Annotated in this window: 9 protein-coding genes and 1 pseudogene; 6 read left to right on the top strand and 4 right to left on the bottom strand. The window is 68.7% G+C overall.

The genetic code is table 11. The features are described from left to right. Window positions 1-307 precede the first annotated feature (307 nt). Both ACZ68L_RS39345 and ACZ68L_RS39340 read left to right on the top strand, forming a co-directional pair. The gene (locus ACZ68L_RS39345; RefSeq protein ID WP_469587585.1) at window positions 308-1,126 is read left to right on the top strand and encodes a prepilin peptidase; all 819 of its coding nucleotides are present in this window, start codon (window positions 308-310) and stop codon (window positions 1,124-1,126) included. Window positions 1,127-1,273: 147 nt separating this feature from the next. After that, complete coding sequence (locus ACZ68L_RS39340) at window positions 1,274-1,822, top strand: PadR family transcriptional regulator (protein ID WP_469587582.1); 549 nt, start codon at window positions 1,274-1,276, stop codon at window positions 1,820-1,822. Between the two features lie 795 nt (window positions 1,823-2,617). On the opposite strand, the gene ACZ68L_RS39335 is transcribed toward ACZ68L_RS39340, so the two are convergent. Next, window positions 2,618-3,766: a type 2 periplasmic-binding domain-containing protein gene (locus ACZ68L_RS39335; protein ID WP_469587580.1), complete on the bottom strand. Its 1,149-nt coding sequence runs from the start codon at window positions 3,764-3,766 to the stop codon at window positions 2,618-2,620. A gap of 418 nt (window positions 3,767-4,184) precedes the next feature. Here ACZ68L_RS39335 and ACZ68L_RS39330 point away from each other — a divergent pair, with 418 nt between their 5' ends. Genes ACZ68L_RS39330 through ACZ68L_RS39320 form a run of 3 tightly spaced genes read left to right on the top strand, consistent with a single transcriptional unit; the run spans window position 4,185 to window position 6,824 of the window. Continuing rightward, complete coding sequence (locus ACZ68L_RS39330; RefSeq protein ID WP_469587577.1) at window positions 4,185-4,781, top strand: hypothetical protein; 597 nt, start codon at window positions 4,185-4,187, stop codon at window positions 4,779-4,781. Next, window positions 4,778-6,430 carry a prepilin-type N-terminal cleavage/methylation domain-containing protein gene (locus tag ACZ68L_RS39325; protein ID WP_469587574.1) on the top strand — a complete coding sequence of 551 codons (1,653 nt, stop codon included), beginning with the start codon at window positions 4,778-4,780 and terminating at the stop codon, window positions 6,428-6,430. Before ACZ68L_RS39330 ends, ACZ68L_RS39325 begins: the two co-directional genes overlap by 4 nt. A 4-nt stretch (window positions 6,431-6,434) precedes the next feature. Continuing rightward, window positions 6,435-6,824, top strand: a complete 390-nt coding sequence (locus ACZ68L_RS39320) for an excalibur calcium-binding domain-containing protein (RefSeq protein ID WP_469587571.1) — start codon at window positions 6,435-6,437, stop codon at window positions 6,822-6,824. A 59-nt stretch (window positions 6,825-6,883) separates the two neighbouring features. Here the strand turns inward: ACZ68L_RS39320 and modA are convergent. Further along, window positions 6,884-7,435 (bottom strand): annotated as a pseudogene (modA, locus tag ACZ68L_RS39315) (molybdate ABC transporter substrate-binding protein); the annotation flags it as partial. Between modA and ACZ68L_RS39310 the strand changes: the two are divergent. Then, window positions 7,395-7,529, top strand: a complete 135-nt coding sequence (locus ACZ68L_RS39310; RefSeq protein ID WP_469587568.1) for a TOBE domain-containing protein — start codon at window positions 7,395-7,397, stop codon at window positions 7,527-7,529. The pseudogene modA and the gene ACZ68L_RS39310 overlap by 41 nt on opposite strands. Here the strand turns inward: ACZ68L_RS39310 and ACZ68L_RS39305 are convergent. Continuing rightward, a complete protein-coding gene (locus tag ACZ68L_RS39305) occupies window positions 7,495-8,142 on the bottom strand; it encodes a tRNA adenosine deaminase-associated protein (RefSeq protein WP_469587566.1) in 648 nt (215 codons plus the stop codon). The genes ACZ68L_RS39310 and ACZ68L_RS39305 overlap by 35 nt on opposite strands. Window positions 8,143-8,219: 77 nt before the next feature. Beyond that, entirely contained in the window at window positions 8,220-8,921 is a 702-nt protein-coding gene (locus ACZ68L_RS39300) for a M24 family metallopeptidase (RefSeq protein WP_469587564.1), read from the bottom strand. Window positions 8,922-9,708 lie beyond the last annotated feature (787 nt).

The following is a 9,708-nucleotide window of genomic DNA, read 5'->3' as shown; positions in this document are numbered from 1 at the left end:
ACGTCGGCGGTCGGCGGTCGGCGGTCGGCGGTCGGCGGTCGGCGGTCGGCGGTCGGCGGTCGGCGGTCGGCGGTCGGCGGTCGGCGGTCGGCGGTCGGCGGTCGAGTGGACCAGGTGGCATCGGAAGAGCCACCTGGTGCACCGCGGTAGGCGGCCTGCGGCATCGCCGGAATTGCCGTTGGCCTGAACCACCTTGCGGAGGGTGAGGACGGTCACGGCGAGGGTCGCAGCGGCCTGGAGTTCTGGTCGGAATCACTAGCATCGTGCCGGTAGCGACCGGTATGCGCGGTACGGCACCATTGCGGCCATGTCACCCATATTTATCGTGATTATCGGTCTACTGGGGCTCGCGGTGGGGTCGTTCCTCAACGTCGCCGTCTCCCGGGTGCCGGCCGGCCGCTCGGTCGTACGGCCCCGCTCCGCCTGCCCGCGATGCGCCGCGCCCATCGCGGCCCGGGACAACATCCCCCTCGTGTCCTGGCTCCTGCTGGGCCGGCGCTGCCGAGCGTGCCGGGTTCCGATTCCCGCCCGCTACCCGCTCGTCGAAGCGCTCACCGCGATCCTGTTCGTCGCCGAGGCACTGCGCTGGGGCTGGTCGGAAGTGCTGCCGGCCGCACTGGTCTTCACCGCGGGGCTGCTGGCCCTGGCCGCCTGCGACGCCGAACACTTCCTGCTCCCTCGGCGGCTGATCTACCCGACTCTCGGGATCACCGCCGCTTGCCTGCTCGCGGCCGCGGCGGCCACCGGCCAGTGGCATCGGCTCGGGGTGAACGCGGCATGCGGAGTGGGCGCGTTCGTTGTCTTCTTCGCCCTGCACTGGGTGCGGCCGGCCTGGCTCGGCTTCGGCGACGTGCGCCTGGCCGGCCTGCTCGGCGCCGGGCTGGGATGGCTCGGTCCGTGGCACCTCGTCTTCGCGGTGCTGGCCGGCAGTGCCGCCGGGTTGCTGGTGGGCATCGTGCTCATGGCGGCGGGGCGAGCCACCCGCCAGACCCGCCTCCCGTTCGGTGTGTTCCTCGCCGCCGGCGCCATCGCCGCCCTCCTCGTCGGTGGTCCTGCCGTCGACTGGTACGAGAGCGTGATCGACCCATACGCGATGGGTGCGCCGCACACAACGGTCCGCCACTGACCATGACCACCGGGGCCGGACGTCAGGCGCCTGCCGCACCGATCGGTCCGGCCTCCTGGGGACTGGTCCCTGTGTCCGCCTTCGAGGCTCTACGGGACCAGGTTCGGAGAATCGCAAACAGCACCGACGATCCTTACCCTGGTCACTATGAACGAACCTGATCTGCCACTGGCCGAGTGGATTGTGCTCGCGCTCATGGCCGAACGACCCAGTCACGGCTTCGCCATCGCAACCCTCACCGCGGAGGGTGCAGAAATCGGCGAGTTCTGGTACATCTCGCGACCCATGGTCTACCGGTCGATCACGCGGCTGGTCGAGCGCGGACTGATCACGGCGGTCGGCGCCGAGGAAGGCAATCGGGGACCGCAGCGCATGATCTACGCCGCCACCTCCGCGGCGGAGACGACGGTCAGCCAGTGGCTCAGCGAACCCGTGACCGAGCTGTTCGACGTCCGCGCCGAACTCACGTGCAAGCTTCTGCTGCTCCAGCGCCGCGACTCCAGCCCGGCCCGTCTGGTCGAGCGTCAGCGGGTCGTCCTCGACGAGATCGAGGAGTCGCTGCGCGCCAAGGAGCACGCCGCCGGCGACCACATCGCCCGTGCGAGTTACACCTGGCGGCTGGAACACGTCCGCGCCGCACGCCGGTTTCTGGACGCCGTCGACGTCGACTCGACGCGGCCGGCCGTCAAGAGCTGACGTCACGCTCGGGGTCGTCCTCCCCTCGGCACCCACGTCACCGCCGCACGCGTGCCACGACGCGATCCGGCCCGTACCGGCCGGCACGACCGCGACGGATGACATCCCGCCGCCGCAGCCTTCGCAGACGTGTCCGGCACCACACCCGGTAGCCGTGGGCCGTGCTCGACGATGTGCGTGCGACAGCGAGACGGGCTCGGCGACCGCGACATCGCGATCGCCGAGCCCGCGACACACGTCAGCGTCTCATAGGCAGCCGTCGGAGAAGGCCCGTCGGCTACGGCACCTGGACGATGGTCTCGCAGGAGCCGCCGGCCGCGATCGCATCCGTGCCCGGGAGCGTCGGACCGCCGAGGCCGGGCCGGCGGTCATCACGACGGTCGCCACCGCGAGGATGAGCGTCGGGACTCGGCGTAGCCGACCGCGCGTGACCGCGGCTGAGCCGCCGTCCGGCGCGTGGCGCCGACGCGGTGATCTGTTCATGGCTGAGGCCCCTCCTTCAGGGCCCGATGCATCACGAGTTGGTGACGCACCTCGGCAGTACGACCGCCGATGGGCGAAGTGCTGTGCCGGTCGTCACGCCATCCGGCCGACATGCATGGCCGGATGGCGTGACGTGACCGACTCCGCTTCCGAACAGGAAACGAGCCGAGTTGGCGTCGCCGCGGGATGCGCATTTCGGCGGTCCTGCCGCCGATTGGCGTGGAGACCGCCGACGAGGATCGGCGAGCCGGGACCGTCGGTGGGCGATGTCCGTGCCTGACCGACGGTCCGTTGCCCAGTGCTCCGGATCGCCTAGTAGCCGTAGGCGGCGAGGGTCGACTGGATGGTGGCGTCGCTATCCCACTTGGTGTTGAACAGGCGGTCCCAGGCGGCCTTTGCGCCGGTGTTGCCGCCGTTCAGGGCGACGCCGTACTGCTCAATCTCTCCGTAGCCGGAGTACGCGCTCGAATCAACGTCGGTCCACGTGTTGGGATCATTGCCCGTGGTGCCGTTCAGCGAACTCGAATTCCAGCTCACCTGCATGATGTTCGACTTCGCCACGAGACCCAGCTGGGTGTTCCCGCCGGCATTCGCCGTCACCGCGCCACGCACTTGACTGATCCCTGATTCCAGGCGCACCTTGCACGCGGTACCCGCGCTGTCGCACGCGCTTCCGGTGAACACGTTCTGACCCGCCCCGCTGGCGATCCACGAGAACCCGTTCTGTATCAACGCCTGCTTGGACGCCGCACCGAACGGCGCGGAAGCCGGGTCGGCGACCGCGATCCGGCGCCCACTCGTCGCGAGCCAGCTCACCACCCCCGACATCGTCGTGGGCGCGCCGCCGGCGATCGGCGACGCATCACACCGAGGCGACTGCGCCTTGCCGTTACCGCTGCCATTGGCGTCCGCGCCAAACGCCAGCGGCGGACTCCCGGCGTTGGACGGGTCATCACCGCGAGTCGAGCCCGCCCAGCTGCCGCTACAGCTGTAGATAGCCAGGTGCCCGATTGCCACAGCATGCTTGCTTGAGATCGCGCCGTTGCACTCGACGCTCCCGCTCGCCGTGCACGTCCCACCATCCGCGGTCGGGATAACCGCGTCCACGTTGGCTTCGTCCGCCGACAGGAACGCGTCAATGTGCAACGGCCCATCGACGCAGTTGTTCGACGAAGACGGATTGCACGTGGTGTAGGGGCCGGCGCTCTTCAGCTGCTGACGCAGGCTTCCCGACGTGATCCCCCGCATCGTCGACGTATCGATCGCCGGCTTGTTCCAGAACCCGCCGATCTGCGATGCGGTATTCGCCGTGAACGCCGTGAACGACCCAAGCGACTCGATCGTACCTTTCATTTCCTTCGCCGCGGGATACATGTTGTTCGCGATACCGACCTGCGAAGCCGTCGCGCCGAACACTGTTGGTGCCCCGGCGGCGATCAGCGCCGTCGCGAGGGCACCCACCGCGAACGCGTTCCGTACCCGGCGCATCGCGGTGCGGCCGGAGTTCGGAGCGCTCCGAGCGCGTCTGGACCTTCGTTGCATCTGCTACTCCTCGTCGATCTGGTTGGCGGCGGCTGCCGCACGGGCACCCTGCTGGTGGGAGTAGGCAGATGCCCGAGAACTCCCAGGCATCTGCGTGGCTTCCCGGCATGACGGTGCCTCACACGCCTAGATGGTGCTCACTCGGCAACCCAGTAGTCAATGATTGACAACCGCGCTTGCTGTGTATGTAATGCCCGTATCCAGCCTGCAGCGGGCCGACGGGCGAGTGCCGTCGGCCCGCTGCACGACGCAAGGGAGGGGCTGGCGGCACGATGGACAGAGGCGTGTTATGGCACTGTTGAGCAGACTGTCGCGCTCGCGCGCGACCAGGTGGGGTGTGCTGGTTCTCGCGGTGGTTGCGGTGGCGCTGGTCGTAGTGGCGCTTGCGCGCGGTGGGTCAGATGCGGCTGCCCCAGCCCAGAAGTCCGACCCCGAGTGGTGCACGCCGGGTACCCAGCGCACCGTGCTCTGCCCACACAGCAAGGTGTTTGACGCAAAGGAATACGCCACCCACGGCGACGCCTTCGACTGCATCAACTTCGCCAGTCAGGCGGATGCCCAGGCGGTGCTGCGGGCCAACCCCCGCGATCCGAATCACCTTGATGACGGAGGCGGCGTCGCGTGTCGTGGATTGCCGGAACCGCGCGACACCAAACCGGTTGCCGGCATCGCACAGCGGGTCGGGTGCGGTCCTGGCGACACTCGCAGCGCGCTCTGCCCGCAGCCGAAGCGGCCCTTCGACGCTCGCTACTTCCTGCGCTACGGCAATGACGCCTACGACTGCTCGGACTTCGCGAGCCAAGCGGACGCGCAGGCCGTCCTGCGTTTCGAGCCGGCCGACCCGAATCACCTTGACGACGATGGGAACGGCATCGCGTGCCCGGACCTGCCGGGACCAAAAGATGTCAAGCCCGTGCGACGGGGAACACCGTGACGCGGCAAGGGCTCGCGCGTGCGCTCGGCCTGAACGTGACCCATCGATTGAAGGAAGCCCCGACTGCCATGACATCGGACCATCGCCTGTTCTCCTTGCGCGCCAGACGCCAGGACGGCTTCACGCTCATCGAGTTGCTCGTGGTCATCGTGATCCTTGGCGTCCTTGCCGCCATCGTGGTGTTCTCCGTCAGGGGCATCGGCGACAAGGGCCGCAAGAACGCGATCGCCGCGGACGCGGCTACCCTGCGAACAGCGGAAGAGTCCTACTGCGCGAAGCACGGACACTATGGGACAGTCGATGATCTGAAAGCTGACGGGCTGCTGTCCGGCGAACCGGTCTACAACGTGGTGGTGGTCGGCGAGGAAAACAAGTGCGGTCGAGGCGAAAAGTCGTCGTTTACGCTGCATGACACCTCCACACCGACGGAGCGCGGAGCGGACGCAATCAAGGTGGGCGCGGATCCAGCCGACCTCGCGGTCGATGAGAAGGCCAATCGCGTGTACGTCGTGGCCAGCGGTAGCAACAACGTGACCGTGATCGACGGCAAGACCGACGCCCCGATCGGTCCTCCGATTGACGTTTCCAGCGCTGTGTCGAGCCCAACCCGCATCGCGGTCGACCCCGGCACGGGGCAGGTCTACGTCGGGGGTACGGGCGGCGTCGCGATCATCGACACGGCCAACGCCAATCAAGTGACCCGCGTCAGCGGCTTTACGACGACCGTCACTGGCCTGGCAGTCTCTCCCGAGAACGGCGACGTCTACGTCGGCGGCGGTACCGCAAGCACCTCGGCGGTCGCCTACATCGCGGCCGGCAGCTCGTCGGCGACGCCGATCCCACTGCCCGCTGCCGGAATCATGAGCGCAAGCAGCGGCATGGACTTTTCCTTTGACCCCGTGCACCACGCTGTGTACCTCACAAAGGGGGCTGTCGGCAGCGGCACGAGCCTCGCTGCCAGCATCGGCCTCTTCACCATCTCGTCGCAGACCCACGCCGCCAACGTCGTAGCGCAGTTTCCGACGAGGTCATCCTGCAGCGCCAATGCCGGGGACGTCCTCTTTGCGAACTCCGCTCGTGGCAGCATCGCTGTCGATCCCGGCCGCAACCGGGTTTACCTCCTTGCCATGAGGTGCGTTCCGAACCCGGCGAATCCCTCGGGCCCGTGGAGAGCCGTCGCGACAACGATCGTCATCAACCCCAGCGACGGCAGTTCAACAGCGATCAACGACCTGGTGGGAACGACCTACGTGCCCATCTCCGCGGTCTACAACTCAGCGGCAGGGTCGGTCTACGTCTACTTGGACGGTGGATCGAAGTGCGGCGCCAATGGGGGCCGCATCGACCGAATCGTCGGGACGACGGTCACGGGGCAAGCATCAGTCTGCGGAGCGTCAAATGCCCCCGAAAATGAAGTGCACAAGGTCACCGTGCTGAAAAACTTCAACAGGATCTTCGTCGCACAACAGAATGTTCTCGGCGCGCCGGGCGGCCTCGGGGTGGCCGACGGCAGCACGCTGCTGACGCAAGCTCCGCTCGGCACGCCTCGCCAATTCGGCTCGTTGGCCACGAACAACACTACGGCGAAGGTGTATGCGGTCGATCCGGTGAACGGAACGGTCACGGTGTTCCGGACAGGATCGGCCTAGGACAATGCCAGACCAGACACGCGACATCCACAAGGGCCCGGATCACCGGCTACGACCGGGTCGTCGTACCTCCCTTGCGGCGGTCAGTGTGATCGCGGCGATCACACTGACCGCGTGCGGCGGCGACAATGGGCCCCCGGAGCATACGTTCGACGTCGCTCCGTATGTGCACAAGGGGCACGTGGCCGACTGTGACGCGTTCGAGTCCCAGGCCGACGCGCAAGCGGTGCTGCGAGCGGACGCACTCGACCCGAACGGACTCGACCGGGACGGCGACGGCATCGCGTGCCCGAACCTCCCCGAGCCGACGGACAAGAACCCGGTTCACCGCGACTTCATGACCGACAAGGACGGAGCGCCGATCAACGAGCCGATCAAGCCGCCGCCGACGTAGCCATGGCGCTGTCGGTCGCCAACACCAGGGCCGCGAACGGGTCACTGGTATCCACGCGGTACCAGCGCGGCATCGGCCTCGCCCAGCTCGACCTTGGACAGCGCCGCCCGCACGTTCGGCTCCTGCGAGACGGGGGTGACCTTGATGCCCTGCTCGTCGAGGACCTCCTTGTTGTGGCGGCCGGCCGGCACTTCGGGAGCCGCCAGGACGACCTTGATCTTGGAGTCGGCCAGGTCCTACAGGGAGCCGATCCTGTGCGGGTTCGCCGGGGACGGTCGCGATGACGAGCCGGTTCTTCGCGGCGACCGTCGGATCGGTCGTATCGCCCTTCAGCTCGTCCATCGTCTTCGTGTCGGCGATCGCCAGGCGCCGGCGGGAGCACCCTGCTTCAGCTGGGCGGCCAGTTCCTGCGAACCGGCGAAGGAGAACGCCACCTGCGTCCCCGAGTGCTGCGCCTCGTAGGCCACGCCCGCCTGCTTGAACACGCCCGTGAGGGAATCCGCCGCGAGCACGGTGCAACCAGATCCCCGGCACCGTCGTCGACGTGGCCGTCGGCCCACCATGGCCTCCGTGAAGGTCGACGTGAGCGGCGGCGGCCTGACCGCGGCCATCACCGCCGGCGCCGCCAAGGACCTCGGCCTCGCGGCGGGCTCGTCGGTCGTCACCCTGATCAAGGCCACCGAGATCTCCCTCGCCGCCGCCTGATCGACCATCCTTCACCGGGCATGGTTCCTCCCGCGTCGGGTGTCGGCGCCGTTGGCCGGTCGGGTTCCCCTCCTCGGGACCGATCGGCCGACGGCCATCTTGCTGTTCCAGCCGGGGCTGGAGGCGGCGGGGACGACCGGCACCAGCGGCGCGGGCGGTCGAACTCGGCGGTGAATCCGCACTGTTCCGCGCAGGTCCGCAGCTGGTCGTCGGGCAGGCCGTCCGGCCGCGCCAGGATGGCGTCCATGGCTTCGGCTGAGCCCCAGGTCGGGGAGGGTGCCCAGATCTCCGGCCGGGCGCGCGCTGGGGCGTCGTCTGCGGGAGAGGTGATGTGCGGGGCGTCCAGAGCCTGGGCCGCGAGCGTGTGCCGGTGCGCGGCGCGTACGTCCGACAGCAGCAGAGCCGCTCCGCCCGGGGTGGAGCGCAGGATCAGGAAGAACGACTCGTCCGCATGGAAAGGCCCGAACACCGCCTCCGAGGCATCGACGTCGCGGACCGCGACGATCGCCTCGTCGAGCCCGGCGAGGGCGGTGCGGTCCAGGCGGGTGCACTGCCAGGCGCCATCCCGACGCTCGACGGTGATCGCGTATCGATGGTTCTTGCGGTCTGTCACGGCCCCAGAGCGGCCTCGTCGGCCCACCCGGTAGCCGCCCGTGGCCCCGGCATGGCCCGCACGGACCGAGATGTGGGTCAGACGAGGTCGAGCAGTTCCGTGTGGACAGCGGCGTGGCCACGGTGTTCGTCGACGAGGTGGATCTGAAGGATCCAGTGGGCCCGCCACCCATCCTCCAGCGTCCGGCGCAGGGGCCGGTCGTTGTCCGGACCGATGAAGACCTCCGGCCGTGTCGCCTCCGCATGCCTGGAGGGCGCGGTGCCGGTCAACCGACCGCAATGCCAGGCGCCCAGACTGCGGTCGGCCTTGGCCGCCAGGCTGCGGACCTCCGCGTAGAGCTCGCGACCGGTGATGGAATCGTCGGCCCGAAAGGCATCCCCGGCGCCGGTGGCCACGACGCCCAGGTCGTGAACGAGGCGCCGGCGCACGAGACCGTCACCGAGGGCCACGGTCCGGGCGAAGCCCGTCTCGTACGGGGCCAAAAGCGACTCGAAGTCCAGCACGACCAGGTCCTGCGCGCCGATGACCCGGTCCGGCCATCGCCCGCCTACCACGGTGTCCGGCCCCGACCGCACGAACCGACGGCCGACCCGGCCTGCCCGGACGCCGAACACCTCCCGGGCGATGAGGGCGATCCGGTTGTCGACCTCCTCCTCGCTGCGTCCGGGCTTGATCACCTGCGTGCCGATCACGTGCGCGAACAGGCGCTGCGCCATGCGCTGGCCTTCCCGCAGGTGCAGGGCCCGCAGCCGTATGTCCATCCTGTCCAACGTCGTCATCGTGCGTCCTTGCTGTCAGCCCATACACGCGCCGCTTGCTGCCGGGCCCCGCCGACGCCCGGGCTACCACCCGAACCGGCTGTGGCGCGCCGGAGCGGGCCCGAAGCGGGGGTGGTGATCGACCGGCGAGAAGGAAGGGGCCCTGACCAGGTGGCCGAACCTAACAGCGTCCGCCTGCGCGGCATCACCGGTTGATCATCCAGCGCTCGGCCGATGCCGGCCGCCCTACCTGGTCCGTCATACGAGGTCCGGCAGGCGCGACGACGACTGCGGAGCGTCCCGGTCGAGTCCCGGGGTGTCTTCGGACGCATGTGCCGCACGTCCATGGGGGGGCAGGCCACGGGCACGGACGGCGCCAACGGGAGTTCTCGGCGACGGTGTCCGCGTCCGCGGCGACCGTCACGTGTGCGACACCCACGCCCGAGTGGGTCCCGACGCGAACCGCGTGCCGAGCGTTGCGCAGCATGTCCAGGTCGTTGATGTCGTTGCCGAAGGCTGTACCGGCCGATCCCCGGATCGGTCAGGGCTCCCACTCGTCGTAGCGCCGGGGGCGAAGTCGATGAACGCCTCGTCGAGGTGGTGGTTGGCGATATCATCCCCGGCGCGCGTCCGGGGTCTGCGAACGCCGTCATGCCGGTCGCGTCGACGATGAGGAACTTCACGACCTCGGAAGGGTCGGTGAGTTCGACCCTCTTAGTGGTCGGCTCCGGAAATCCTTCGGGGGTTGACTCAGTGTCAGGCACAGGCGGCGTCGAGGAGCGTTTCGGCTGCGGCGGTGCGGGCGTAG

The organism is Streptomyces sp. NPDC104309, from assembly GCF_055584025.1.
Note: the sequence above shows the minus strand (reverse complement) of the source record. Positions and strands in the feature narration are given on the sequence as shown.